Origin of the sequence: Neoroseomonas terrae (assembly GCF_018129025.1) — a bacterium.
GTDB lineage: Bacteria > Pseudomonadota > Alphaproteobacteria > Acetobacterales > Acetobacteraceae > Neoroseomonas > Neoroseomonas terrae.
Window position 1 is genome coordinate 20,553 of record NZ_JAAEDI010000034.1, and the last position, 25,125, is coordinate 45,677.

A 25,125-nucleotide genomic window follows, 5' to 3' on the forward strand; every position below is an offset into this window, starting at 1 on the left:
ACACCTTCCTGGAGCAATTTGCGGCGGGGGCGAAACGAAGACTGTGCCCAAGGTCACAGTGTAACTCATGAAGTCTGCAAAGTTGGAGCGGACTGATGGTACTGGCTGCCATGTTCCGCTGTCGGCACGGCTGCGTGTTCTGCTGCCACTGCCACTTGCCGATTCATATGATTACAAAAATGTCATAAATAAGCCGGCCCTCCCGCCTGGTTCCTTCGTGCTGGTGCCGCTCGGCCGTCGCCAGGTGATCGGCGTGGTGTGGGATGATGCCCCTGATCCCGACCTGCCGGACGCGCGACTGCGCAGTATCGAAAGCGTGATCGACGTTCCGCCGATGACGGCCACGCTGCGCCGCTTCGTCGATTGGGTCGCCGCCTACACCCTGAGCACACGCGGCGCCGTGCTGCGCATGGCGATGAGCACCCCATCGGCATTGGAACCGCGCGCGCCGCAGGTCGGCTGGCGCCGTGCGCCGCATCCGCCGGAAGGGGCGCGCATCACCCCGCCGCGGCGGCGCGTGCTGGACGTGCTCGCCGAGGGGGAGGGGCGCGCGGGCGGCGAGATCGCCGGGGCCGCTGCCGTCGCACCGGCCATCCTCCGTGGCATGGCCGATGCCGGGCTGATCGAGCCCGCCCTGTTGCCGCGCCATCCGGCCTTTGCGCTGCCGGACCCGGCGCGCTCCGGACCGGCGCTCGGCCCCGAACAGGACGTTGCCGCAGCGGCACTGCGCGCGGCCGTGCAGCGGCGCGAATTCTCGACCACGCTGCTGACTGGCGTGACCGGCTCGGGCAAGACGGAGGTGTATTTCGAAGCCGTCGCGGCCTGCCTCGCCCAGGGGCGCCAGGCCCTCGTGCTGCTGCCGGAGATCGCGCTCTCGACGCAGTGGCTCGACCGGTTTCGTGGCCGTTTCGGTACGGCACCGGCGCTATGGCATTCCGAGCTCACCTCTCGCACGCGGCGGGAGACCTGGCGCGTCGTGGCGGAAGGCGAGGCGCCCGTGCTGGTCGGCGCGCGATCCGCGTTGTTCCTGCCCTATCCCGATCTCGGCCTGATCGTGGTCGACGAGGAACACGAGACGGCGTTCAAGCAGGAGGAGGGCGTCGTGTACCACGCGCGCGACATGGCGGTGGTGCGCGCACGTCTCAGCAACGCCGCCTGCGTGCTGGCGAGCGCGACGCCGTCGCTCGAAAGCACCAACAATGCGGCGACGGGCCGTTATGCCGGCGTGCACCTGCCGGCCCGCCATGGCGGGGCGGCGCTGCCCGACGTGGCGCTGATTGACCTGCGCCGAACGCCCCCTGAGCGCGGTCGCTTCCTCAGTCCGCCGCTCGTGGCTGCCGTCACCGAGACGCTCGCGCGGGGCGAGCAGGCCATGCTGTTCCTGAATCGCCGCGGCTATGCGCCCATGACGCTGTGCCGGACCTGCGGCCATCGCCTGCGTTGCCCGAACTGCACCGCCTGGCTGGTCGAGCACCGGGCCCAGCGCCGTCTGCAATGCCACCATTGCGGGCATGTCGAAGCACCGCCGGAAGCCTGCCCGGAATGCGGCACCGCCCATTCCACCGTGCCGATCGGCCCTGGCGTCGAGCGGGTGCTGGAGGAAGCGACCGCCCTGTGGCCGGAAGCGCGGCGGCTGGTGATGGCGTCCGACACCATCCCCGGCCCTGCGGCCGCCGGCGCGGCAGCGCAGGCGATCCAGCGGCGGGAGGTGGACCTGATCATCGGCACCCAGATCGTCGCCAAGGGCTGGCATTTCCCGCATCTGACGTTGGTCGGCGTGGTCGATGCCGACCTCGGCCTGGCGGGCGGCGACCTGCGCGCCGCCGAGCGCACCTTCCAACTGCTGCATCAGGTCGCTGGACGGGCGGGGCGGGAGGAGCATCGCGGCCACGTCCTGCTGCAATCCTTCGCGCCTGAGCATGCGGTCATGCAGGCGCTGGTCTCCGGCGACGTGGATGCCTTCATGGAGGCCGAGGCGGACGACCGCCGGCCGGGCCACTGGCCGCCCTTCGGTCGCCTCGCCGCACTGATCGTGAGCGCGGAGGACGAGCGGGCGGCGGAGCGGACGGCGCGCGACCTCGGACTCGCGGCACCGGGAGGGGAGGGGGTGGAGGTGCTCGGCCCCGCACCAGCGCCGCTCGCCATCCTGCGGGGGAGGCACCGGCGGCGACTGCTGCTGAAGACGCGCCGGGACATCGCGGTGCAGCCGCTGCTCGAGGCGTGGCTGGCGAAGGTGGTGGTGCCGGGGAACGTCCGGGTGCAGGTGGATGTGGACCCCGTGGGGTTCCTGTAGGGCGACGACGTTCCGCCCTGTGCCCCGGCGGACCTCCGATCCGTCAGGCCGCCGCCGGGGCGAGAGGCATGTCGGGCGTCGCCGCCGGCCGGAACCTGTGAAAGATATCGAGCTCGTCCGAAAGGGCGCGCCGCCAGCTCTTGTGCGTTTCAAGGGGGTTGGCGTGATGCTCCATGAGCAGCTTGGGATAGAACCGGTCGACGAGGGCGCCATCCGGCCCGATCATCTCGCCATCTATCCGGAACACCCTGATCAGATCGCGCAGCGCGATGTCCCGTTCGAGCATGTCGGCGAACATCCTGGTGCGAGCCAAGCGGGCGGAATGGGACACGTCGATCCGGTCACCCAGCTTCCGGATCGCTTCCCGGCCGACTTTCGCCTGTCTCGAGGTCACTTCGACGAAGACTTCGTCCCGGATCGGCGATGCCTGCGGTGCCAATACGCAGATCTTGCAGGAACGCCCGCGTTCCTGCCCTTTCAGGAGGAGATCTTCGAGAAACGCCTTGTATGCTGAAATGCAGCGTTGCAGATGAACGACATCCTCAACGACTCCCTTCAGGCAGCAGTGCCTATAATAGATAAAATCGAGATCAACATTTCCGAACAATAATACAAATGTATTATTTCCTGGAAGCTCAGCCAAATGCTTTATGGTGCGCCCATGCTGAATGGCAGAATTTTTGTTTGAGAGGCCAAGAATACTCGCTGCCAAAAATGAAAACCGGCCGGCTTTGCGAGCATTATTAAGCGAAAACTGCCTTATGCTTGACGATCCACAGAATAAAAGCATCGCGAAGGTTTCCGCTGGAGAGCCGGCTCACCATGAACAAGAGGTTATGGCGGCCTGACAGTAATTTCATTCCGGCGGTGAGGCTGTCAAGTTGTGGAGGCTGTGTAATTCCGGGCGCGACGCCACGACGGTCAGAACGGAGGGCTGGCGGCCCCCATGCCGCCAGCGATCCAGGCGAGTTCATGCGATTCCCTCGCCCGGCGCCGTCAGGCTCTCACTCTGCCCGCCGCACCCCCATCGCGACGGTCCGCTCATCCATGCGGGGGTCGTGCGTCAGGCCCCGTCGCACCGCCCAGGTGTTCACGTACTGCACCAGCTGGATCAGGGGCTCCTCCTCGGCGTAGAGCGCTACGGCCTCATGCCAGATCGCCTCGCGCCGCTCGTCGTCGAGTGTCGAGGAGCCGCGTGCCGCCAGCGCGTCGAACGCCGGGCCGGAGAAGCGCGCGTTGTTGTTCGCGCCCGTCAGCAACTGCCGGTTGTTGGTCGCGAGGGTGTTGATCAGGAAGTTCGACCCTTCGCCGGTCGAACTGCCCCAGGCCGCCATCTGCATGGCGTACTCGATGCGCGCGCGCCGCGGCACGAAGGCGGTCCAGGGCAGCGCCTCGACCTGCACGCGGACGCCGATGCGCGTCCACATCTGGGCGACCGCCTGGGCCAGCCGCGCATCGTTCGGCCACCGATCGTTCGGCGTATGCATGGTCAGGCGAAAGCCGTCCGGATAGCCGGCCTCGGCGAGCAGCCGCTTCGCGGCATCCGGGTCAAAGGTGCGCGGCCGGACACTGGCATTGTAGCCGAACGCGCCTTCGGGCAGCCATTGCGCGGTGGCGGTCGCCGCACCTTCCATCACGCGCTCGACCAGCGCCTCGCGATTGATCGCCATGGACAGCGCGCGGCGGACACGCGCGTCCTTGAATGGATTCACGGGCAGCGGGTTGCCTGCATTGTCGGTGATCAGCGGCGTGTTGCCGTCGCGCGAGTAGTCCGGCGCCATGTAGACGGTGCGCAGCGACGGAATCTCGGTAATGGTCACGCGGTTGTCGCGCCGCAGCCGCGCGAGGTCGGAGGTCGGCACCTGCTCGATCAGGTCGAGATCGCCGGCGATCAGCGCCGCCGTGCGCGCCGCGTCGTTGTTGACGATGCGGTAGCTCACCCTCTCCCACGGTTCCGCACCGCCGAAGTAGTTCGGATTGCGCGCCATCTCGACCCGGTCGCCCGAGCGGTAGGAGATGAGGCGATACGCACCTGTGCCGATGGCGGCGCGGCCGGTGTTGAAGTCTTCGGTGCCCGCCCCTTCGGCTGCATGCCGCGCGATGATGGACACGGAGGCGAGGTCGAGCGGCATCAGCGGATGCGGCGATGCCGTATGCAGCCGCAGCGTGTGCGGGTCCACAACCTCCACGCGCGTGATGGCGCGCAGGAAGCCCTGGAAGCCGCCCGGGCTGTTGGGCACGTTCGGCACGCGGGAGAAGGTGAAGACCACGTCGTCCGCGGTGAAGGGCCGGCCGTCATGCCAGGTCACGCCCTCGCGCAGCTTGAACTCCCACACATTGTCCGAGACGACGCGCCAGGATGCCGCGAGAGAAGGATGCGGCCGCGCACGCCCATCGCGTTCGACCAGCCGGTCGAAGATGTGCATCGTCAGCGCGTTGTTCGGGCCGACATTGTGGAAATGCGGGTCGATCGTGGTGACCGGCGCGGCGGAGCCGATCGTGAGCGTCTGCGCCATGACGGTCGAGGCGCAGAGGCTGAATGCCCCTGCCATGACGGCGGCAGCAATCCTGGACATGGTCTTCTCCCATTCGTTGGATGGGAGGCTAGTGCAGAAGGTGCCCGGGGGGAACCATCCCCCGGGCCCTGTTACGTTCAGCGCGCCGGACGCACACCCATGGCAACGGTGCGCTCGTCCATGCGCGGATCGTGCGCGAGGCCACGCCGCAGCGCCCAGGTGTTCACGTACTGCATGAGCTGGATCAGCGGCTCTTCCTCCGCATACAGCGCAACCGCCTCGTGCCAGATCGCCTCGCGCGCCGCATCGTCCAGCGTCTCGGAACCGCGCGCGGCGAGCGTGTCGAACCTCGCATCCGAATACCGCGCGTTGTTGTTCGCGCCCGTCAGCCGCGACCGATCGCGCGTGGCGAGCGTGTTGACCAGGAAGTTCGATGCCTCGCCGCTCGACGAGCCCCAGGCGCCGAGCTGCACCGCGAAGTCGAAGCGGGCGCGGCGCGCGACGAAGGCGGTCCAGGGCAGCGCATCGACCTGCGTGCGCACGCCGATGCGCGTCCACATCTGCGCGACGGCCTGCGCGATGCGCGCATCGTTCGGCCAGCGGTCGTTCGGCGCGGCGAGGGTGACGCGGAAGCCCTCGGGATAGCCGGCTTCAGCGAGCAACCGGCGCGCCGCGGCGGGGTCGTAGCGGCGCGTCGCCACCTGATTGTTGAAGCCGAAGGCGCCTTCGGGGAGCCACTGCGCCGTCGCTGTCGCCTCACCCTCCATGATCTGGCTGACGAGGCCCTCGCGGTTGATCGCCATCGAGAGCGCGCGGCGCACGCGCGCGTCCTTGAAGGGGTTCGCCGGTAGCGGCCGCCCGGCATTGTCGGTGACCAGCGCCAAGCCGCCGTCATTGCCGTAGTCCGGCGCAAGATAGACGGTGCGCAGGCTGGCGATGGAGGTGACCGTCAGCCGCTGGTCGCGGCGCAGCCGCGCGACGTCGGTGGTCGGGATCTGCTCGATCATGTCCACGTCGCCGGCGAGCAGCGCCGCGGTGCGTGCGCCGTCATTGCCGACGATGCGATAGGAGACGCGCTGCCAGGGCTGCGCCGGGCCGAACCAGGCGTCGTTGCGCTCGAACTCGACGCGGTCGCCAAGGCGGTAGGAGACCTGGCGGTACGGTCCGGTGCCGATCGCGACGCGGCCAGCGTTGAAATCCTCGCTGGTCGGATTCTCGCTGACGTGGCGCGCGATGATGGAGACCGACGACAGGTCGAGCGGCATCAGCGGATGCGGCTGGCGCGTGTGCAGGCGGAAAGTGTGCGGATCGACCACCTCGACGCGCTCGATCGCGCGGAGGAAGCCGCCGAAGCCGCCCGGGCTGTTCGCGACATTCGGCACGCGGGAGAAGGTGAAGACGACGTCGTCAGCCGTGAAGGGCTTGCCGTCGTGCCAGGTCACGCCCTCGCGCAGCTTGAATTCCCACACCGTGTCCGACACGGCGCGCCAGGACGTGGCGAGCGACGGGTGAGGGCGCGCATGCCCGTCGCGTTCCACCAGCCGGTCATAGACATGCATGGTGGCCGCGTTGTTCGGGCCGTAATTGTGATAGTGCGGATCCATCGAGGTGACGGGCGCGCCCGCGCCGATGGTCAGCGTCTGCGCACCGGCAGCGCCGGTCACGGCGAACAGGATGCCGGCGGCGTAGGCCGCGGTCTTCATACGCTTCACGATTGAGTCTCCCGGTCTCGTATTCGACCGGCATCGCCTCCGTGTTGGCGGGCAACATCGCAGCGGCGGGCCGGTGTGGAAAGCTGAAAAAAGAAGGGGAGGAGCTTGTGGCTCCTCCCGCTTCTCATGCGTCTTGCCGCCGGAGGTTCAACCCTGGCGTTCGACCATCAGCTTCTTGATCTCGCCGATCGCCTGCGCCGGGTTCAGCCCCTTCGGGCAGGTCCGCGTGCAGTTCATGATGGTGTGGCAGCGATACAGCTTGAACGGATCTTCCAGCGCATCCAACCGGTCGCCGGTGTGTTCGTCGCGGCTGTCGGCGATCCAGCGATAGGCCTGCAGCAGCACCGCGGGGCCAAGGTAGCGGTCACCGTTCCACCAATAGGACGGGCAGGCCGTCGAGCAGCAGAAGCACAGGATGCATTCCCATAGCCCGTCGAGTTTCGCGCGCTCCTCCTTGGATTGCAGACGCTCGCTGTCGGGCGGCGGGGGGGTGTCGGCCTTCAGCCAGGGCTCGACGGAGCGGAGCTGCGCATAGACCTGCGAGAGATCCGGCACGAGGTCCTTCACCACCGGCATGTGCGGCAGCGGGGTGATGCGGCAGTCGCCCGTCACATCCTCGATCGGCTTGAGGCAGGCGAGGGTGTTCAGCCCGTCGATGTTCATCGCGCAGGAGCCGCAGATGCCCTCGCGGCAGGACCGGCGGAAGGTGAGGGTGGTGTCGACCTCGTTCTTGATCTTGATCAGCGCGTCGAGAACCATCGGGCCACAGGCGTCGAGGTCGATCTCGTAGGTATCGGTGCGCGGATTGGCGCCGCCATCCGGATCCCAGCGATAGATCTTGAACGCCTTGACGTTCTTGGCACCGGCCGGCGCGGAATAGGTGCGGCCCTCGCCGACCGTGGAGTTCTTCGGAAGCGTGAAGGTGGCCATCTGGTCGGTTGTCCTCAGTACACGCGCGGCTTCGGCGGGAAGACCTGCACTTCGTTCGTCAGCGTGCGCATCTTCACGTCGCGGTAGTCCAGGCTGACGGCGTAGTTGTCGTCCACGCGCGCCAGGGTGTGCTTCATCCAGTTCTGGTCGTCGCGCTCGGGGTAGTCCTCATGCGCGTGCGCCCCGCGACTCTCATGGCGCGCCTCGGCGCCATGGATCGTCGTCAGCGCGTTGCCGATCAGGTTGTCGAGTTCCAGCGCCTCCATCAGGTCGCTGTTCCAGATTAGGGAGCGGTCGGCGATCTTGATGTCGGCATAGCCGGCGGCGACCTTGTCCATCTTCTCCACGCCTTCCTTCAGCAGTTCGGAAGTGCGGAAGACGGCGGCGTGGGTCTGCATGGCGCGCTGCATCGTCAGGCGCAGGTCGGACACCGAGGTGCTGCCTTTCGCATTGCGCACGCGGTCGAACCGGTCGAGCGAGGCCTCGCCGGCCTTGGGCGGCAACGGTGCCTGGGTCGCACCCGCCTTGATCGTCTCCGCCGCGCGATGCGCCGCGGCGCGGCCGAACACCACCAGGTCGAGCAACGAGTTGGTGCCGAGCCGGTTCGCACCATGCACGGAGACCGACGCCGCCTCGCCCACCGCCATGAGGCCGGGCACGACGCGGTCCTGGTCGGTGCCGGTGGCGGCCAGCACTTCGCAGTGAATGTTCGTGGGGATGCCGCCCATGTTGTAGTGGACGGTCGGGAGCATCGGGATCGGCTCCTTCGTCACATCCACGCCGGCGAAGATCTTCGCCGTCTCGGAAATGCCGGGCAGCCGCTCATGCAGGATCTCGGCACCAAGGTGTTCGAGATGCAGGTGGATGTGGTCCTTGTGCGGACCGACGCCGCGGCCCTCGCGGATCTCCATCGACATGGCGCGGGAGACGACGTCGCGGGAGGCGAGGTCCTTCGCCGTCGGCGCGTAGCGCTCCATGAAGCGCTCGCCCTCGGAATTGGTGAGGTAGCCGCCTTCGCCGCGGGCGCCCTCGGTCACGAGGCAGCCCGAGCCGTAGATGCCGGTCGGGTGGAACTGCACGAACTCATTGTCCTGCAGCGGCAGGCCGGCGCGCAGGATCATGCCGCCGCCATCGCCCGTGCAGGTATGCGCCGAGGTACAGGAAAAGTAGGCGCGGCCGTAGCCGCCGGTGGCGAGCACTACAGTCTGTGCGCGGAAGCGATGCATCGAACCGTCTTCCAGGTTCCACGCCATGACGCCGCGGCAGACGCCTTCCTCCATGATGAGGTCGAGGGCGAAATACTCGACGAAGAACTCACAATTATGCTTCAGCGACTGCTGGTACAGCGTGTGCAGGATCGCGTGGCCCGTGCGGTCGGCGGCGGCGCAGGCCCGCATCGCCGGCTCCTTGCCGTAATGCGTCATGTGGCCGCCGAAGGGGCGCTGGTAGATCCTGCCGTCCTCGGTGCGGCTGAACGGCACGCCGAAGTGTTCCAGCTCGATGATCGCCGGCACCGCCTCGCGGCACATGTATTCGATGGCGTCCTGGTCGCCCAGCCAGTCCGACCCCTTCACGGTGTCGTACATGTGCCAGCGCCAGTCGTCCTCGCCCATGTTGCCGAGCGAGGCGCCGACGCCGCCCTGCGCGGCCACGGTGTGCGAGCGCGTGGGGAACACCTTGGTGATGCAGGCGGTGGAAAGCCCCGCCGCGCCCATGCCGAAGGTGGCCCGCAGCCCCGCGCCGCCCGCGCCCACCACGACGACGTCGTAGGTGTGGTCCACGATGCGGTAGGCGCCGTTCGAAGGCTTGCTGATCGCGTTCATCGCATCCGTCTCGCTTATCGTCCACGGCGCGGGGCGGATCGCCCCGGCTGCCGTCCTCTGTCAGTCCACATCTGGGCCGTCATCGCGGCCCCGCCAGCCCCGGTCAGAGCGCGATCCGCAGGACGGCGATCGTCGCCGTCAGCCACAGCAGGAAGCACGCGCCCTTGATCGCCATCAGCGTGCCGAGCTTCGCGAGGTCGCCGCGCACGTAGTCCTCGACCACTTCCTGCAGCCCATAGGCCGTGTGGTGGAAGGCGGCGGCGAGGAAGGCGAGCAGCATCACCGTGTTGAATGGCCGGCCGATCCAGATGGTCGCCTCCAGCCAGGTCGCATCCGGCATGCGGGCCAGCGCGAAGACCAGCCAGATCGTCAGCGGCAGCAGCGCCATCGAGGTGACGCGCATCATCCACCAGTGATGCGTGCCGCCCTTGGCGGCGCCCAGGCCGCGCACGCGGCCGAGCGGGGAACGGAGGGAGCGTATCTGCGGCGCGGCCATCGGCGTCAGATCCAGGTCAGGAACATGATGAACCAGGTCAGCGCCGTCAGCGCCGCGGTGCCGAGCAGCACCACCCGGCCGGTGAGGTAGGTCGTCGGCAGATCGAAGCCGCGGCCGCTGTCCCAGTACAGGTGACGGATGCCGTTCAGCGTGTGGTACCAGGCGACCGCCGTCAGGCCGAGCAGGCCGAGCACGCCCAGGAAGGAGGAGAAGAACCACATCGCCCCGTTGTAGGCGGCTTCACCGGAGGCCGTGGCGGCCAGCCACCACACCAGGAAAATGAGGCCGATCGACCAGACGACGCCGGTGATGCGATGGGTGATGGAAAGCGCCGAGGTCATCTGCATCATGTCATAGGCTTGCAGATGCGGCGACAGTGGGCGGCGGACGAGGCTGCCGTCCGACCGGCGGCCGACCATCACGGCCTCGCGCGTGTCGGTGATCTTCGACATGGGTCAACTCCAGTGGGCCGCTTCCCCGATCCCCGAGCCGAGGGTCGGCCTTGTCCCGGTCCTTGTATGGTGGGCTGCCGGATAGCGTCAAATCCGCGGCGGGACTTTCTGCCGCCACGGCAAGTACTTGCGAGGCGCTCGCAACAAACGCCGCCGCGCCCGCGCTACATGCCGAGCGCCTGTCGCAGCCGCGCCAAAATCCCCGGGCGCGCCGGAACGGCCGGGGCCGGGGCCGGGCTGCGCGCCGGGTAGCGCAGGATCATCTTGTACTCGAGGGGGTTGAACATCCCTTCCGGCGTGAACGGTCCGGTGAAGTGGTCGCCCACGAGGTCGGAACGGACGTAGAAGCCGTTCGCCGAGCAGAGCCCACAGCCGACGAGCACGTAGCCCCTGCGTGCGGCGAGCGCCGCCATGGAGGTGATCGACGCGCCGTAGGGCGCCTCGCCGGAGGCCGGATCCCAGCGGAAATCCGTGTCGTACGGCATCTCCCAGGCGACGCCCGGCGGGAAGGTATGGTTGTGCTCGATGCAGACCAGGCGCGGCGAGATCGCGTCGATCGCCTCGAACACGTGATGGTCGTTGCTGTCGATGTCGATGCTCAGAAAGTCGATCTCGCCGGTGACGCCTTGCTCCTTGAGGATTGCGTTGATGTTGTCGGGCGTCACGAAGGTCTCGACGAAGCGCACTTGGCCGCTGGCGATCTGCGCGCGGAACTTCTCCCGGACGAGCGGTGCGTAGTTCGGGTTGCCTTCCATCCACAGGCCGGTCCAGCCCTGGTCGAGCAGGTAGTGCGTATTGTTTTCGCTGCCGCTTTCGCAGCCGAACTCCACGAAGCGCCGGTCGGTCGTGCCGATCAGCGAAAAGATGCGCTCGATGATGCCGTCCTCGTCGGACTGGCTGTGGACCTTGAAGCCGTGCCATTCGAGGCGGGTGCGATCGCCGCCGGTTCTCTGCTGCGTATACTGGTCGATCTCAGCCTGTGACAGCGGCGCCGGCTCATCCGACATGCAAATCCCCCGGTTTCGCGCGGAAGCATAGGAAGGGTGGGCTTCCGGGCGAAGTGCGTTTCTGTCGGACCGCCCCGCGGCCCGTCGTGGCCACGGCCCTGCACCGGACGACCGCAACATCGCGCCGTGACGGCGCGGCGGAGGACGAAAGGCCCACGGGCGGTCGATCCGGACCCATTGCCCGCATGGAGGGAATGTTAGGCTGCCGCACCGTTGACGGGGAAGCATCCTGCGCTCAGCCTGGAGGATACTTCACAGGCCAGGGTCGAACCATGCCCGCCGAGACCTCCAAACCCGCCGGAATCGGCCAGGATGCGCGGATCATCACGCTGATTGGCACGGGACATTTCCTGTCCCATTTCTACATGCTGACCCTGCCGCCGCTGTTCTTCTTCTGGCGCGACGAATTCCACGTCTCCTTCGCCGAGCTCGGCCTGGCGGTCGCGCTGATGTCGGGCACCACGGCGCTGCTGCAGACCCCGGTCGGCTTCTGGGTCGACAGGCATGGCGCGCGGCCCTTCCTGGTGGGCGGCACGCTGCTGATGGCGCTGTCGGTCTCGGCCATGGCGTTCGCGCCTGGGATCTGGGCGATCTGGCTGCTCGCGGTGCTGTCGGGCATCGGCAATTCCGTGATCCACCCGGCGGATTACGCGATCCTGGCCGGGTCGATCGACAAGACGCGTATGGGTCGCGCCTTCGCGCTGCATACCTTCACCGGCAATCTCGGCTTCGCGCTGGCGCCGCCGGTCATCGCGTTGCTCGCCGCGGCGATGGGCTGGCGGATGGCACTGCTGTCGGTGGGGCTGCTCGGCATCCCGGTCGTCGTGGCGATCCTGCTGCAGTCGCGCATCCTGAAGGAGCAGCCGAAGAAGCCGGTCGTCGAGGGTGGGCCGAGCGGGCGGGAATTGCTGCTCTCCCGCCCCATTCTGCTGTTCTTCGCCTTCTTCCTGCTGTCGTCCATGGCGGGCTCCGGCATCCAGGCCTGGGTCATCACCGTGCTCGGCAAGCTGTGGGGCACGCCGGTTGCCGTCGGCTCGATGGTGCTGACCGGGTACATGATCGGTGCGACAGGCGGGACGCTGGTCGGCGGCTGGGTCGCCGACACCTCGAAGCGCAACCTGATCGGCTTCGTCGTCGTGCTGACGGGCTTCGCCATGGCGATGATCCTCGCCCTCGGCCTGATGCCGATGCCCGAGGTCCTGCTGCCCGTCGTGGGCTTCCTCGGTGGCCTTGCGATGGGCGCTTCCCGCACGCCGCGCGACGTGATGCTGAAGGATGCCTCGCCGCCGGGCGAGATCGGCAAGGTGTTCGGATTCGTCTCCTCCGGCCTGCCGCTCGGATCGGCCATCACGCCGGTGCCGCTCGGCTTCCTGATCGACATGGGCTATCCGGTGCTCGTGTTGCCTGTGGTCGCCCTGCTGCTCGGATTGTCACTGCTCTGCGCCGGATCGGCGCAGTCGGAGGCGCGCAGCCGCCGGGCGGCGACCGTCCCGGCGGAGTGACCGCCGGCACGTGACTGTCTTCGACGATCTGCTCGATGCGCTGACCTGGGCGGCGGTGGCGGTGCTGGCCGTCGCCGGCGCGCTGAGCGCGTCGCGCAAGCAGCTCGATCCCGTCGGCTTCATGCTGATCGCCTGCATCTGCGCCTTCGGGGGCGGTACGGTGCGGGATCTCATCCTGGGACAGCCGGTGTTCTGGCTGGCGCAGCCGGGCATGGTGGCGCTGGCGGCGGGGTTGGCGCTGGCCGTCTTCGTCACCGCGCATCTGGTCGAGCGGCGCTTCGTGCTGCTGCTCTGGGCCGACGCCGTGGGCCTCGGCCTGTTCGCCGTGCTGGGGGCGGAGAAGGCGCTCAGCGTCGGCGCCGCGCCCTGGGTCGCCGTGCTGATGGGCACCATCACCGCCACGGCCGGCGGCATGCTGCGCGACATCATCTGCGCCGAGACCCCGCTGGTGCTGCGGCGGGAGATCTACGTAACGGCGGCGGCGCTGGGCGCGGCCTGCGCGGCACTGCTGCACTATCACGGGGTCGAGCGCACGGTCGCGTTGTCCTGTGGCATCGCGCTCGGCTTCGGGACGCGCGCCGCCGCCATCCTCGGCGGCTGGTCCCTGCCGACCTACCGGGCCCGGCCCGGTAGGGAGTATCCCGACCAGCGATGACCGCCGCGGCGCTCGCTCATCCCCAGGTCAGCGGATCGAGCCGGAGGTAGAAGGCGAGGCGTTCGCGATCCGGCGGCCCGATGCCGGGCGCGGAGGACAGGAGGTCGAAGGCGCGGGAGGCCTGCTCCGGCGAGGTCCAGGACTCGCCGGCATTGGCGAGCAGCAGCGCCAGATCGGCATGACGGTCGGCCCGGCCGAGCCGGCCGAGGTCGATCACGCCGGTGCACCGCGATGTCGCCGGGTCGATCATCAGATTGGGCAGGCAGGGGTCGCCATGACAAACGACGCGATCGAGGGCCTCCTGCTCCAGCCTCGCTGGCAGTTCCGCTTCAATGCGCGCGAGCAGGCGTTCGGCAGGGATGGCCCGATCTTCGTCGGGCAGGAAATCCGGATTGACCGCCTGACGCTTGACGACGTCGGCAGCGCGCTCGGCCATGCGTGCAAGGCCCCGGTCGAACGGGCATTCATCGACGGGCAGGGCATGCAGGCTTGCAAGCTGCTCGAGCATGATCGGCCATGCCGCCAGCAGCGCTTCCCCGCCAAGCGCCGCCACCGGCACGCCGGGGATCGTCGTCATCTCCAGCCAGGCGCCGTGTTCCGTCTCACGCCAGCCGACCACCTCGGGCGCGCGGATACCGCGCCCGCCCAGCCATGCGAGCCGATCGCGCTCGCCGGCGAGTTCATCGGCGCGGTCCGGCGGTACGGCCTTGGCGTGGGCGAAACCATCCGTCCGCCGGAAGATCCGGGCGCCCGATTCCCCGGACCTGACCGGCAGCCATGCCTGCCCGGAGCGTTCGAGCATCGCTGCCAGACCGTCCATGCGGTCAGCGCGCTTCGCTTCCGTGCGTCATGACGCCAGCACGCCATTGCGGTGCACTTCCTCCGCGATCTGCACCGCGTTCAGCGCCGCACCCTTTCGCAGATTATCCGCCACGCACCAGAAGGCGAGCCCATTGGGCACTGTCGGGTCGCGCCGCAGGCGGGAGATGAACACCGCATCCTCACCCGCGATCTCGATCGGCGTCGCGTAGCCGCCGTCGTCGCGGGTATCGAGCACCGTGATCCCCGGCGCCTCGCGCAGCGCCTCGCGCGCCTGGCGCTCGGTGATCGGGCGCTCGAACTCCACATGCACAGCCTCGCCGTGGCCGATCATCACCGGCACGCGCACGCAGCTCGCCACCACCTGGATGTCCGGGTCGAGGATCTTCCGCGTCTCCACCGCCATCTTCCATTCCTCCTTCGTCGCGCCATCGTCCATGAAGCGGTCGATATGCGGGATGACGTTGAAGGCGATGGGCTTGGTGAACTGCTCGGGCGTCGGTGGGTCGTTCACGAAGACGCCGCGGGTCTGCGACCACAGCTCGTCCATCGCTTCCTTGCCCGCCCCCGACACCGACTGATAGGTCGCGACGACGACGCGCTTCACCGTCGCGATGTCGTGCAGCGGCTTGAGAGCCATCACCATCTGGATGGTGGAGCAATTGGGGTTGGCGATGATCCCCTTCTTCGGCCGCTTCGCGATCGTCTGCGGGTTCACCTCCGGCACGACCAGCGGCACCCCCGGCTCCATGCGGAACTGGGAGGTGTTGTCGATCACGAGGCACCCCGCCGCCGCTGCCCGCGGCGCATGCACCGCCGAGACCGCAGCGCCCGGCGAGAACAGCGCCAGATGCGTTCCCGCGAAGTCGTAGCGGTCGAGGTCGCGTACCTTCAGCACCGCATCGGCACCGAAGGACATCTCGGCCCCGGCCGACCGGCCGGAGGCAAGCGCCACCACTTCCTGTACCGGAAAGTCGCGCTCCGCGAGCGTTTTGATGATCTCGCGACCCACCGCTCCGGTGGCCCCGACGACGGCGACCTTGTAACGCATGTGGCGCCCCTTTCGTGTGAACCCGCGCGGTCTAGCAGCGCCGGCGGTGCCGCCGCCAGGGAAGGCCGTGGCCCGTCCCTGGCGCGTCCCGGCGTTTCAGGTCTGCGCGCCGCCGTTCACCTGCAGCATCTGCGCGTTGACATAGGCGCCCGCGTCCGAGACCAGCATCCGCGCGACGGCCGCGACCTCGGCCGGCGTGCCCTCTCGGCCGAGCGGCACTTTCGCGACAGCGGCGGCCCGATAATCGGCCGGCACGGCCTGGGCGTCCGCATCGTCCGCGGCGATCGGGCCCGGCGAGACGGCGTTCACCGTGATGCCCTTCGGACCGAATTCTTTGCCCAGCGCCTTGGTCAGGCCCCAGACGCCATGCTTCGCCACGCTGACAGGCGCGCGGCCGGCATAGCCGTGCATCGCATTCATGCCGGTGAAGTTGACGATGCGCCCCCAGCCGCGCGCGACCATCCCCGGCAGGCAGGCGCGCGACAGCCACACTGCGGCGTCGAGATCGACGGACATCACCCGGCGCCATTCGGCCTCGGTCATCTCGAGGAAGGGCTTGGCCGGACGCAGCGCGGCGTTGTTGACCAGCACGTCGACGGCGCCGAAGCGGGCCGTCGCCTCGGCGGCGATGCGGCTGCATTCGGCCTCGCTGCCGACATCGCCCATGACGACCGCTGCCTCGACGCCGAAGGCGCGGGCGGCATTGGCCACGGCTTCGCATGCTGCGCGGTTGGATGAACCGTTCACCACAACGTTGAGCCCATCCTGCGCCAGGCCGAGGGCGACGGCGCGCCCGATGTTGCGGCCGGCGCCGGTGATGAGTGCGGTTCTGCGCTGCTGCGTCATGTCCAGTTTCCTCGAGATCGACCCGGCGTGCTTACCCTGCCCGTGGCGAGGCGGCGAGGGGCTGCCCCCTGGCCAAGCCGGTGGCTTCGCGCCTATGTGCTGGTGCTATCATTTCAATCGCGGTGCTGCCCATGACCCAAGGCCCTGTCACGCTGCGCTGGCGTTCCGCCGGCGCCGCGCCGGAAACCGAGACCTTCCCCGACCTCGATGCCGCGCTGGATGCGGTCGAGGAGCGGTGGGAGGAACTGCAGCATCAGGCGCCGCAGATCCTCGATGCGCGAAGGATCCTGCTGATCACGACGGAGCAGCTTCAGGCGGCCATCGTGGAAGGTGAAGACGACGAAGAGTAGGCGTGTCGACGGCGCGAAGCAGTGTTTCGCGCCTACCAAAGGCCGAAGGGCCTTCCCGACTAGGCCGTTGCTTCAGGCATCGGAGAACGGAGGGGCGCTGCCCCTCCGGACCACCCCGCCAGGGGGTTGCCCCTGGACCGCAATCTGCGGGCGCCGAGCGCGACGGGCCTGCTGCCTCCTCCAAGCGCGTTTCGTGCGCGGGAGTGGGTTTCGGCATCGTTCCTGACCATGGCGCACGGCACCAAGTGGAGGTTTGCAAACGCCCTTCGGCCTTTGCTGGGGTGGTTTGGAGGGGCAAAGCCCCTCCAACTCGACAGCGGAAACATCGGCGTAATCAGGAAGGCCTTGGGCGAGGTGAGGTTTGGAGACGGGCGGCGCCGCTCTCCAGCGCGCTCTCACCGCGCCGGCGCCATCGCCACCCACGCGCCCAGCCCGGCGACGACCACGGCCGCCCCGGCGAACACCGCGCCGTAGCCCGCCGCGTGCAGCACGGCGCCGAAGGCAAGCGCGCCGAGGCTCTGCCCCAGGAACAGCGCCATGGCGAAGGCCGACACGGCGGTCGCCCGTGCCTCCGGCAGGGCTTCCGTGGCGCGGGCCTGCAGCACGCCGTGGAACATGTAGAAGGCCATGCCCATCGGCACCTGTAACACCGCGACCACCCACCAGCCCGGCGCCACGGCCATGCCGGCGAGCGAGGCGGCGATGGCGGCGGCACCGACCGCGACCATTCCCTGCTCGCCTAGCCGGGCGATAAGGCGCTTCGCCGCCCGCGTATAGATGGAGGCGCCGAGACCGAAGCCGCCCACGACGAGGCCGGCCTCGGCCGGGGACAGGCCGAAGCGCTCGATCAGATAGGCGCCGGTGAAGGGGAAGGCGCCACCGAACAGGGCCGCGCCGTCGATGGCCGCAGCAGCCATCAGCCGGCGCCCGGCGGGCGCCCGCAGCAGCCGGAGGTACTGGGCGAAGCCGAAGCCACGCGCTTGGCCGACCGCACCGCCCAGCATGGTCGCCGCCCCGAGCCGGCGCGCCAGCAGGCCACCCACCACCAGCGCCAGCACGGCGAGCACCAGGAACGACGCTCGCCAGCCGAAGAACTGCGCGACGACGCCCGACAAAGGCCCGACCAGGAGCTGCGCCATGACCATGCCGGTCAGGAAGCGGCCGATCGTCGCCTGGCGGTCCTCATACGGAACTGCGTCCCCCACCCAGGCGATGGCGAGCGGAATGACTGCGCCTGCGACGAGGCCCGTCGCGGTGCGCAGCACCGTCATCGAGGCCAGATCCCAGGCAAGCGTCGACGCGGCAAGGCCCAGCCCGTAGAGCAGCAGCGCCCAGGTCGCGACGCGGACCTTGCCGAAGCGGTCGCCGAGCGGCCCGGTCACGAGCTGCCCCGCGCCATAAGCCAGCATGAAGCCGGCGACCACGGGCGCCACGGCCGCGACGACGACGCCGAAATCGGCGGCGAGCAGCGGCAGCAGGGGGTCCATCAGGCGCATGCCGCCCCCGGCGGCGAAGCCGGCAGCGGCGAGCAGGGGGAGGAGGGCGAGGTCAGGGCGCAAGCGCGTTCACACAGCGCGCCGCGCCTGCGCCCGTCAAGCCGTGGCGGGACAGGTCCTGCGCGGCACGCTACCCTGCCTTCTCCCCACAGCGGAGGTTGCGATGCCCCAGACGCCTGATGACGCCGAGGATCCGCTGGCCGCGGTGCTGGCGGCGACCGAGGCGGCGCGCCCTGCGGTTACGCTCGGCGGCGGGTCTGAGGAGCGTGCGCTTGCCAGGGTCGAGGCGATGATCGCGCTGATGCAGGCGGCGATCTGCAACCATCCGCGCTTCGTGGCGATGGAGGCGGCCTGGCGGTCGCTGCACCGGCTCGTCGGGGCGCAGGAAGGGGCCCCGGCCGTGGTGAAGCTGATGCCGCTGACGAAGCGCGAGATGATGCGCGACCTCCGCGCCGTGCAGGACCCGGCAGATAGCGAGCTGTCGCTGCTGCTGTGGGATGAGGGCCTGGGGTCCGGCGAGCCCTTCGGGCTGCTGCTGATGGATGCCGAGTTCGGCGCCGAGCCGGAGGATGTGCTCGCGCTGCGCGGGCTGGCGGCCGCCGGGGCAGGCGCGTTCGTGCCGGTGGTGGTGCATGCGGCGCCCGCGTTGCTCGACCTGACGGAATGGGCGGCGCTGCCGGGCAAGCGCGACGTCGCGCGCGTGCATGAGGGCCCGCGCCACGCCGCCTGGCGGTCGCTGCGCGACAGTGAGGAAGCACGCTTCGTGACGCTGGTCGGCCCGCGCGTGCTGGCGCGTGGCGGGGAGGGGGCGCCGCGCTGGACGGGGGGCGGCTGGGTGCTCATGTCGCGAGCGGCCGAGGCCTTCCGGCGCGACGGCTGGAGTGCCGGCATCGAGGGCCATGAGGGCGGCGCTGAGTCCGGCCTGCCGCCGATGGGCCGCATGCCGACGGAATGCGACGCGGCGGAGGCGGAGGCGACGCTCGTCACTCTCGGCCTCGCCACCCTGGTCCCGACCGGCGCGGATCGCGCGACGCTGCTGGTAGCACCGACACTGCACCGGCCGCGCCGCTACCACGATGCGGCGGCGAGCGCGGATGCGGTGGCGGCGGCCCGGTTACCCTGGGTGCTGGGGATGGGACGATTCGTGCAGGCGCTGGCGGTGCGCGGGGCCCGAGAACTGCATCGCGGCCACGGAACGGCCGCCGCGGCGCGGGCGCTGAATGCCTGGTTGCAAGGGTATTGCGGGGAGGACGGGCCGCTCGCCGAGGGCAGCGCGGAGTTGCCGGAGGCGAAGGGACACCCGGGCGTGCATCTGCTGTCAGCGCGGCTCAGGCCGCGGCTGCCGAAGGGAACACCGGCAGCGGCACACAGGGTGATGCTGAACCTGCCGTAGCCGCCTATGCGGGGTCGAGCCGCAGCACCGCGCCGTCTGACGCATCGGTCAGGAGGTAGATGCGGCCATCCGGCCCGACCACGACCTGCCGGATGCGGTCGCGGCCCCAAAGCAGTCGCTCCTCACCGGTGACGCGGTCCCCATCGGTGGTCAGGCGCACGAGGCCGGGTTCGGACAGCGCCGCGACGAACAGGCTGCGCCGCCAGCCGGGAAAGGCCTCGCCATCGTAGAAGGCGATGCCGGAGGGGCTCACCGACGGCGTCCAGACATGAATCGGGTCGACGATGCCCGGCCCCGCGGTCTCACGGGAGATCCGCGGACCCCAGTATTCGCGGCCGAAGCTCACCACCGGCCAGCCGTAATTGGCGCCGCGGCGGATGACGTTGATCTCGTCGCCGCCGCGGGGGCCGAACTCGGCCTCCCACAGGCTACCGGTCCAGGGATTCACGGCGAGGCCCTGGGGGTTGCGCTGACCGTAGGACCAGATCTCGGGTCGCGCACCGCTGCGGCCGACGAAGGGGTTGTCCGGCGGCACGCGGCCATCCCGCGTCAGGCGGATGACCTTGCCGGCCAAGTCGTCCAGCCGCTGCGCGCGGTTCCGTTCGTTGCGCTCGCCGGTCGAGAGGTAGAGGAAGCCGTCGCGGTCGAAGACGATGCGGCAGCCGAAATGCAGCCGGCCGGAGGATTGCGCGGGCGTCGCATCGAGGACGCGGCGCACAGCCGTCAGACCGTCATTGCCGGGTGAAAGGCGCGCGGTGATCAGCCGCGTCAGGGCACCGCCCGCCACCGCGGCCGCCTGGCACAGGAAGACCTCGCGCGTACGCGCGAAATCCGGTGCGAGGGCGATGTCGAGCAGTCCGCCCTGCGCCGCGGCCTCGACCTGCGGCACACCAGCGAGCGGGGCGGAGACGCGGCCATCCGGCGTAACCCGTCGCAGCCGGCCGCGCCGCTCGGTGACCAGCAGCGAGCCATCCGGCAGGAAGGCGGCGCCCCAGGGGTGTTCGAGGCCGCGGGCGAAGGTGGTGACGCGGAAGGTCGCGCGTTCCGAGGTGACCGGCGCCTCCTGCGCCAGGGCGGGTGTGGCGAGCAGGGCGAGGGAGGCGAGCAGGGCACGGCGCATCATGCAGCACAGGTGGCCCCGCCATGCGTGCCCCGCAACCTTTGCAGCCCCGCCGTCCCGGTGCAGGCTGGCACGAAGCAGGAGGAAGCGAAGCATGCAGGACAACACGCGGTTCGACGGCCGTGTCGCCATCGTCACCGGCGCGGGATCGCGCGATTCGGGCACCACCGCCACCACGGTCGGCAATGGCCGCGCGATCGCGGCGCTGCTTGCGCGGCGCGGTGCAAAGGTGCTGCTGCTGGACGTCGAGCTCGGCTGGCTGAAGGGCACGGGCGACATGATCCACGCCGACGGTGGCGTGAGTGCGTCCGCGGTCTGCGACGTGTCGAAGGCGGCTGATTGTAAGGCGGCGGTGGCCGAGGCCCTGCGCCTGTGGGGGCGCCTCGACATCCTGGTGAACAATGTAGGCATCAGCGGCCCGTCGGGCGATGCGACGGCGGTCGATCCCGAGGGCTGGGATCACGGCATGGCGGTGAACGTGAAATCCGTGATGCTGATGGCGAAGTACGCCGTGCCCGAGATGCGCAAGCAGGACGGTGGCGCGATCGTGAACCTCGCTTCCGTCGCCGGGCTGCAAGGCGGGCATCCGGGCCTGCTCTACGCGACGACCAAGGGCGCGATCGTGCAGATGACGCGAGCGATGGCGGCGCATCACGGTGGCGACCTGATCCGCGTGAATGCGGTGGCGCCGGGCTATGTCTACACGCCGATGGTGGCCTCGCGCGGCATGACCGAGGAACTGCGCCAGCAGCGCGCGACGGCGGGGATGCTGAAGGTGGAGGGCTCGGCCTGGGACGTAGCGGAGGCTGCGTGCTTCCTTGCCTCACCGGCCGCGCGCTGGATTACCGGCGTCACGCTGCCTGTCGATGCGGGGCGGTCCTCGGGGGCGGCGAGTGCGTCGCCCAAGCCGGGTGGGCTGGTGCGGTAGCGCCATCGCCGCCGCCGCTTGCGTCGCGGCGAACGAAGAGGGAACATGGGCGGCATGGAGAGCATTGCCGCCCCGATCCGCACCCTGGCGGTGACCCGTGCCGCCGCGCGTTTCTGCGCCATCCGCGGCTGGGCGCCGGTCGAGCAGGTGACGTTGCCCGACGGCCGCCGCGCCGACATCGTCGCGCTGCTGCCGAATGGCGACTTCGCGATCATCGAGATCAAGTCTTGTGCGCGCGACTTCCTGTGCGACGGCAAGTGGCAGGATTACCGCGCCTGGTGCGACCGGCTGTACTTCGCGGTCGATCTCGACTTCCCCCAGACACTGCTTCCCGAGGAGGTCGGGCTCGTCGTCGCCGAGGACCGCGAGGCGGCACTGATCCGCGAGGCGCCGGAACACCGCCTGGCCTCCGCGCGCCGCCGGGCCCTGACGCAGCGCGTCGCGATGCTGGCGGCCGGGCGGCTGGCGGCGCTGGCGGACCCCGCCGGTGCGGCGGAGATGCGGGCAGCGCTGCGGCTCGAGTAAGCCACCCGTGGCCCTCGTTCGTGCGCTTTGCGCCGCCGCGGGGTTCTCGGTACCGGAGCGACCGGCGGCAAGGCGCTACCCGGCCGGCAGCAGGCTCGCCAGCGCCGTGCGATCGAAGGGCTTGCGAAGAACAGGCCTGCCCGCGAAGCGCCCCAGCACGGCAGCGTCGTCGCCATAGCCGGTAACGAAGGCGAAGGGGATCTCGCGGGCCGCCAGCGCATCGGCGACCGGGAAGGACGTCTCGCCGCCGAGATTGACGTCGATCAACGCGAAATCGGGCGGCGCCGCATCAATCGCCGCGAGCGCCTGCTTCACCGTCGATGCAGTCGCGACCTCGCCCACGCCGAGCCGCCGCAGCGCCGCGCGCAGGTCGAGCGCGATGATGAAGTCATCCTCGACCACCATGACGCGGCCCGAGCGCTTCTGCGGCGTGGCTGTCGGTGCCGTCGCCGCGGGTGCCGCGGGCTGAGCCATGCCATCCTGCACATGGGCGGCCGGAATGACGAGCCACGCCTTCAGCCCTTCGAACTCGTAGCTGACGCGGGCCTCGCCACCGAGGTCGAATGGCACGGACTGCTCGACGAAGGTGCTGCCGAAGCCCTGCCGCAGGGGCGCCTGAACCGGCGGCCCGCCGGTCTCCTGCCAGGCGATGCGCAGCGCGCTGTCCGGCTGGCGCTGCCAAACCACGGAGACGCTGCCGTGCACCGCGCTGAGCGCCCCATACTTGGCCGCGTTCGTCGCGAGCTCGTGGACCACCAGCGCGAGCGTCGAGAAGGCGCGCGGCGTCAGCAGCACGTCGGGTCCGTCGAGCCGCACGCGCCGCGGCCCGGTGTCGTAGGGAGCCAACTCCTGAGCGAGCAGGTCGCGCAACGGCGCCGGCCGCCAATGCTGCCGCGTGAGCTGGTCATGCGCCCGCGACAGCGCCTGCACGCGACCTTCGAGCTGGCCGAAAGCCATGGCGGCTGTCGCGGTGCCGTCGGCGCGCTCCACACCTGCGCGCGACTGCGCGACCAGGCCGGAAACCAGGGCGAGGATATTGCGCGTGCGGTGGTTCAGCTCAGCGATCAGCAGCTGCTGTCGCTGCTGCGCGGCCTGCTGCTCGTCCACCAGTTCCTGCGACAGCCGGAGCACGATCTCGGCGAGGGTCAGTCGCAGCCCGGCACCGATCCGCCGGTCGAGCGGCGTCCAGGGGGCGCAGCGATTGCGCACCACCTCCTGCCAGGCCTCGAAGGATTTGCGGGGTGTCAGCCGGTCGCCCAGCGGGCCCACCTGCTTCACGGGCTCGCCGCCCCACACCACGGTGCGCGCGTATTCGCGACGGAAGAAGATGAGATAGTCCCGGGGCACGCGGGACAGCGACAGCACCATCATGCCCGCGGCATCACCCAGGCCCGAGCCGCCGGCGGGATGCCATTCACCGAGGCTTTCGACGATCCGCAACTCCGTCGGCGGTTCGCGGCGGAGATGGTCGAGGATGCCGGCGAGGGCCTCTCGCGATGGTGCCTCGCCCCACAGGCGGACGTCGCCCTGGACCGACAGTGCGGCGCCGTCGGCGGCAAGCGTCGCGGCGATCTCGGGCAGCAGCGCGCCGAGTTCGCGCGTCGTCGTCCGGGTCGCCGCGACGCGCGCGAGGACCAGGTCCTGCACGCTGCGCGCCTTCGCTTCGCGGTCGGCCTCGTCGCGGATCTGCCGGCTCTGCAACGCCAGGGAGAAGATCTGCCCGAACAGTTCGGCGGCAGTGCGGCGCTGGCTGCTGACCGCGCGCGGCGCGTAGTGGTGGCAGGCCAGCAGCCCCCATAGCTGGTCGTTCAGGATGATCGAGACCGACAGCGAAGCGCTGACGCCCATGTTGCGCAGATATTCGAGATGCACCGGCGAGACGGCGCGGAGGGCGCTGAGCGAGAGGTCGAGCACGCCCGCGCCGTCACCGAGGATGTCGACCAGCGGCCCATCCACATCCGCAATCGTGCGGATCCAGTTGCGGCGATAGAGCGCGCGCGCCTGCTGTGGAATGTCGGCGGCCGGATAACGCTGGCCAAGGAAGGAACCCACGCCCGGCCGCACGGTCTCGGCGATCACTTCGCCCGAGCCGTCATCATCGAAGCGATAGACCATGACGCGATCGAAGCCGAGCAGGCGCGCGAGCTGGTCCGCTCCGGCCTGGCAGAGTTCGATATGGCTGCCTGCGACGTCCAGATGCCGCACGATCTCCCGGACGCGGCGCGCGAGCTCATGCCCACCCGCCGAGTCGGCGGGCTCGGCCTCGATCACCAGCAGCCCGCCGGAGTCGAACAGTGCCACATCCACCAGCGTGCCGCGCTCATGCAGCCGGATGGCGCGGCAGTGCTCGGGGGCGTCGCCGCGCGCCTGCGCCGCCTGGCGACGCAGTGCGTCCAAGACTTCGGGCGTGATGACATCGATGGCGGGCCTGCCGAGCAGGTCCCGTGCCGCGACGCCCAGATAGTCGCCGGCATTGGCGGAGGCATGGCGGATCACGCCGCCGGCATCGACAGTGATCATCGCCCCGATGTCCTGAATGCGGCCGGGCCGGTGGATCGGCTCGCGGTCGCAATTGGTCAGGTCGAGGGTCTGGGGGGTAGGCTCGCTCATGCCGGCACCCGTTCGTCGAGGAACTGCGCGAAGGCGAGACGTGCACCGCGGATGGCCGCGGGGCCATGGGCTTCCGGTGTTCGTCGCAGCCGGGCGAGGAAGCTCGGCCAAAGGCCAGATCGTGCGCCGTGGCGAAGGAAGCGGTCCGGCAGGCCGGTGCCGGCTTGGCGCAGCAGTACCGCGGCGCCAAGGCGCGAGCCCTCGAGCACATACGCTGCGCCGAGCGCTTCGGGACCGTCGGCGACGGTAACGGGGGCAACAGGCGCCGGTGTGTGGCCCATCGCGGCAAGGTCCGCCAGCAGCGCGGCGGCGCGGCTGCGCTGCGGCCAGTCCGGCAACTCGCGCTCGATTCCGGCGCGCTCCAGCCCGGCCTCGAGCGGTATCACCGCCGCTGCCTGAAGGGAAAGGAAGGCGCGGTATCCATCGCGGCAGCCGAGATCGAAACGGGAGAAGCGCTGTTCCACCGCTTCATGTAGATCGGCCGTGGCGGACCGGAGTGCCCCGTGCAGGGCGTTGACTGAGATTGCGGATGCAGTGTCAGGCGGCATGTAGGGCTTTGGCTCGGAAGACGTGAAGCTGCTTAACGCCCGCCAGAATACAG

Annotated in this window: 22 protein-coding genes; 7 read left to right on the forward strand and 15 right to left on the reverse strand. The window is 69.5% G+C overall.

Annotation, left to right across the window (positions count from 1 at the left end):
* Positions 1-67 precede the first annotated feature (67 nt).
* Positions 68-2,293, forward strand: coding sequence for a primosomal protein N' (locus GXW78_RS24325; RefSeq protein WP_211871503.1), 2,226 nt, complete (start codon positions 68-70; stop codon positions 2,291-2,293).
* A 43-nt stretch (positions 2,294-2,336) separates the two neighbouring features.
* Here the strand turns inward: GXW78_RS24325 and GXW78_RS24330 are convergent, their stop codons facing one another.
* The 8 genes from GXW78_RS24330 to GXW78_RS24365 all read right to left on the reverse strand — a co-directional run bounded on the left by GXW78_RS24330 (position 2,337) and on the right by GXW78_RS24365 (position 11,229).
* The gene (locus GXW78_RS24330) at positions 2,337-3,083 is read right to left on the reverse strand and encodes a hypothetical protein (RefSeq protein ID WP_211871504.1); all 747 of its coding nucleotides are present in this window, start codon (positions 3,081-3,083) and stop codon (positions 2,337-2,339) included.
* Between the two features lie 214 nt (positions 3,084-3,297).
* Positions 3,298-4,869, reverse strand: a complete 1,572-nt coding sequence (locus GXW78_RS24335; protein ID WP_211871505.1) for an ABC transporter substrate-binding protein — start codon at positions 4,867-4,869, stop codon at positions 3,298-3,300.
* A gap of 77 nt (positions 4,870-4,946) precedes the next feature.
* Positions 4,947-6,512 carry an ABC transporter substrate-binding protein gene (locus GXW78_RS24340; protein WP_211871538.1) on the reverse strand — a complete coding sequence of 522 codons (1,566 nt, stop codon included), beginning with the start codon at positions 6,510-6,512 and terminating at the stop codon, positions 4,947-4,949.
* 156 nt (positions 6,513-6,668) lie between these two features.
* Complete coding sequence (locus tag GXW78_RS24345; protein WP_211871506.1) at positions 6,669-7,451, reverse strand: succinate dehydrogenase iron-sulfur subunit; 783 nt, start codon at positions 7,449-7,451, stop codon at positions 6,669-6,671.
* Between the two features lie 14 nt (positions 7,452-7,465).
* A complete protein-coding gene (gene sdhA, locus GXW78_RS24350) occupies positions 7,466-9,274 on the reverse strand; it encodes a succinate dehydrogenase flavoprotein subunit (protein ID WP_211871507.1) in 1,809 nt (602 codons plus the stop codon).
* Between the two features lie 103 nt (positions 9,275-9,377).
* Complete coding sequence (gene sdhD, locus GXW78_RS24355; RefSeq protein ID WP_211871508.1) at positions 9,378-9,770, reverse strand: succinate dehydrogenase, hydrophobic membrane anchor protein; 393 nt, start codon at positions 9,768-9,770, stop codon at positions 9,378-9,380.
* A gap of 5 nt (positions 9,771-9,775) precedes the next feature.
* Positions 9,776-10,222, reverse strand: coding sequence for a succinate dehydrogenase, cytochrome b556 subunit (gene sdhC / locus GXW78_RS24360; protein ID WP_211871509.1), 447 nt, complete (start codon positions 10,220-10,222; stop codon positions 9,776-9,778).
* A 164-nt stretch (positions 10,223-10,386) separates the two neighbouring features.
* Positions 10,387-11,229, reverse strand: a complete 843-nt coding sequence (locus tag GXW78_RS24365; RefSeq protein ID WP_211871510.1) for a class I SAM-dependent methyltransferase — start codon at positions 11,227-11,229, stop codon at positions 10,387-10,389.
* A gap of 272 nt (positions 11,230-11,501) precedes the next feature.
* Between GXW78_RS24365 and GXW78_RS24370 the strand changes: the two genes are divergently transcribed.
* A complete protein-coding gene (locus GXW78_RS24370; protein ID WP_211871511.1) occupies positions 11,502-12,731 on the forward strand; it encodes an MFS transporter in 1,230 nt (409 codons plus the stop codon).
* A 10-nt stretch (positions 12,732-12,741) separates the two neighbouring features.
* Positions 12,742-13,386 (forward strand): trimeric intracellular cation channel family protein, encoded by a 645-nt coding sequence (locus GXW78_RS24375; protein WP_211871512.1) that lies wholly within the window; start codon positions 12,742-12,744, stop codon positions 13,384-13,386.
* A gap of 16 nt (positions 13,387-13,402) precedes the next feature.
* Here the strand turns inward: GXW78_RS24375 and GXW78_RS24380 are convergent, their stop codons facing one another.
* The 3 genes from GXW78_RS24380 to GXW78_RS24390 all read right to left on the reverse strand — a co-directional run bounded on the left by GXW78_RS24380 (position 13,403) and on the right by GXW78_RS24390 (position 16,102).
* On the reverse strand, positions 13,403-14,206 hold the full coding sequence (locus tag GXW78_RS24380; RefSeq protein ID WP_211871513.1) for an APH(3'') family aminoglycoside O-phosphotransferase: 804 nt from the start codon (positions 14,204-14,206) through the stop codon (positions 13,403-13,405).
* Between the two features lie 27 nt (positions 14,207-14,233).
* On the reverse strand, positions 14,234-15,256 hold the full coding sequence (locus GXW78_RS24385) for an aspartate-semialdehyde dehydrogenase (protein WP_211871514.1): 1,023 nt from the start codon (positions 15,254-15,256) through the stop codon (positions 14,234-14,236).
* A gap of 96 nt (positions 15,257-15,352) precedes the next feature.
* Complete coding sequence (locus GXW78_RS24390; RefSeq protein ID WP_211871515.1) at positions 15,353-16,102, reverse strand: SDR family NAD(P)-dependent oxidoreductase; 750 nt, start codon at positions 16,100-16,102, stop codon at positions 15,353-15,355.
* Between the two features lie 131 nt (positions 16,103-16,233).
* Between GXW78_RS24390 and GXW78_RS24395 the strand changes: the two genes are divergently transcribed.
* Positions 16,234-16,452, forward strand: a complete 219-nt coding sequence (locus tag GXW78_RS24395) for a hypothetical protein (protein WP_211871516.1) — start codon at positions 16,234-16,236, stop codon at positions 16,450-16,452.
* Between the two features lie 395 nt (positions 16,453-16,847).
* On the opposite strand, the gene GXW78_RS24400 is transcribed toward GXW78_RS24395, so the two are convergent.
* Complete coding sequence (locus GXW78_RS24400) at positions 16,848-18,011, reverse strand: MFS transporter (RefSeq protein ID WP_211871517.1); 1,164 nt, start codon at positions 18,009-18,011, stop codon at positions 16,848-16,850.
* A gap of 100 nt (positions 18,012-18,111) precedes the next feature.
* Here GXW78_RS24400 and GXW78_RS24405 point away from each other — a divergent pair, with 100 nt between their 5' ends.
* On the forward strand, positions 18,112-19,341 hold the full coding sequence (locus tag GXW78_RS24405; protein WP_211871518.1) for a type VI secretion system contractile sheath domain-containing protein: 1,230 nt from the start codon (positions 18,112-18,114) through the stop codon (positions 19,339-19,341).
* Positions 19,342-19,345: 4 nt separating this feature from the next.
* On the opposite strand, the gene GXW78_RS24410 is transcribed toward GXW78_RS24405, so the two are convergent.
* The gene (locus GXW78_RS24410; protein ID WP_246522596.1) at positions 19,346-20,464 is read right to left on the reverse strand and encodes a PQQ-dependent sugar dehydrogenase; all 1,119 of its coding nucleotides are present in this window, start codon (positions 20,462-20,464) and stop codon (positions 19,346-19,348) included.
* 91 nt (positions 20,465-20,555) lie between these two features.
* Between GXW78_RS24410 and GXW78_RS24415 the strand changes: the two genes are divergently transcribed.
* Both GXW78_RS24415 and GXW78_RS24420 read left to right on the forward strand, forming a co-directional pair.
* A complete protein-coding gene (locus GXW78_RS24415; protein ID WP_211871519.1) occupies positions 20,556-21,389 on the forward strand; it encodes an SDR family NAD(P)-dependent oxidoreductase in 834 nt (277 codons plus the stop codon).
* A gap of 54 nt (positions 21,390-21,443) precedes the next feature.
* Entirely contained in the window at positions 21,444-21,914 is a 471-nt protein-coding gene (locus GXW78_RS24420) for an MmcB family DNA repair protein (RefSeq protein WP_211871520.1), read from the forward strand.
* Positions 21,915-21,989: 75 nt separating this feature from the next.
* Here GXW78_RS24420 and GXW78_RS24425 read toward each other — a convergent pair whose 3' ends face one another.
* Together GXW78_RS24425 and GXW78_RS24430 are read right to left on the reverse strand one after the other, a co-directional pair.
* Entirely contained in the window at positions 21,990-24,524 is a 2,535-nt protein-coding gene (locus GXW78_RS24425) for an HWE histidine kinase domain-containing protein (RefSeq protein WP_211871521.1), read from the reverse strand.
* A complete protein-coding gene (locus tag GXW78_RS24430) occupies positions 24,521-24,988 on the reverse strand; it encodes a biliverdin-producing heme oxygenase (RefSeq protein WP_211871522.1) in 468 nt (155 codons plus the stop codon). The genes GXW78_RS24425 and GXW78_RS24430 overlap by 4 nt, the downstream gene beginning before the upstream one ends.
* Positions 24,989-25,125: the final 137 nt, after the last annotated feature.

Coding starts and splice junctions, on each gene's coding strand:
- GXW78_RS24345 (WP_211871506.1), bottom strand. CDS start 7,451: ATGGCCACCTTCACGCTTCCGAAGAACTCCACGGTCGGCGAGGGCCGC.
- GXW78_RS24385 (WP_211871514.1), bottom strand. CDS start 15,256: ATGCGTTACAAGGTCGCCGTCGTCGGGGCCACCGGAGCGGTGGGTCGC.
- GXW78_RS24330 (WP_211871504.1), bottom strand. CDS start 3,083: ATGCTTTTATTCTGTGGATCGTCAAGCATAAGGCAGTTTTCGCTTAAT.
- GXW78_RS24410 (WP_246522596.1), bottom strand. CDS start 20,464: ATGATGCGCCGTGCCCTGCTCGCCTCCCTCGCCCTGCTCGCCACACCC.
- GXW78_RS24405 (WP_211871518.1), top strand. CDS start 18,112: ATGCCCCAGACGCCTGATGACGCCGAGGATCCGCTGGCCGCGGTGCTG.
- GXW78_RS24380 (WP_211871513.1), bottom strand. CDS start 14,206: ATGGACGGTCTGGCAGCGATGCTCGAACGCTCCGGGCAGGCATGGCTG.
- GXW78_RS24390 (WP_211871515.1), bottom strand. CDS start 16,102: ATGACGCAGCAGCGCAGAACCGCACTCATCACCGGCGCCGGCCGCAAC.
- GXW78_RS24335 (WP_211871505.1), bottom strand. CDS start 4,869: ATGTCCAGGATTGCTGCCGCCGTCATGGCAGGGGCATTCAGCCTCTGC.
- GXW78_RS24365 (WP_211871510.1), bottom strand. CDS start 11,229: ATGTCGGATGAGCCGGCGCCGCTGTCACAGGCTGAGATCGACCAGTAT.
- sdhD (WP_211871508.1), bottom strand. CDS start 9,770: ATGGCCGCGCCGCAGATACGCTCCCTCCGTTCCCCGCTCGGCCGCGTG.
- GXW78_RS24415 (WP_211871519.1), top strand. CDS start 20,556: ATGCAGGACAACACGCGGTTCGACGGCCGTGTCGCCATCGTCACCGGC.
- sdhA (WP_211871507.1), bottom strand. CDS start 9,274: ATGAACGCGATCAGCAAGCCTTCGAACGGCGCCTACCGCATCGTGGAC.
- GXW78_RS24425 (WP_211871521.1), bottom strand. CDS start 24,524: ATGAGCGAGCCTACCCCCCAGACCCTCGACCTGACCAATTGCGACCGC.
- GXW78_RS24325 (WP_211871503.1), top strand. CDS start 68: ATGAAGTCTGCAAAGTTGGAGCGGACTGATGGTACTGGCTGCCATGTT.
- GXW78_RS24395 (WP_211871516.1), top strand. CDS start 16,234: ATGACCCAAGGCCCTGTCACGCTGCGCTGGCGTTCCGCCGGCGCCGCG.
- GXW78_RS24370 (WP_211871511.1), top strand. CDS start 11,502: ATGCCCGCCGAGACCTCCAAACCCGCCGGAATCGGCCAGGATGCGCGG.
- GXW78_RS24420 (WP_211871520.1), top strand. CDS start 21,444: ATGGAGAGCATTGCCGCCCCGATCCGCACCCTGGCGGTGACCCGTGCC.
- GXW78_RS24340 (WP_211871538.1), bottom strand. CDS start 6,512: ATGAAGACCGCGGCCTACGCCGCCGGCATCCTGTTCGCCGTGACCGGC.
- sdhC (WP_211871509.1), bottom strand. CDS start 10,222: ATGTCGAAGATCACCGACACGCGCGAGGCCGTGATGGTCGGCCGCCGG.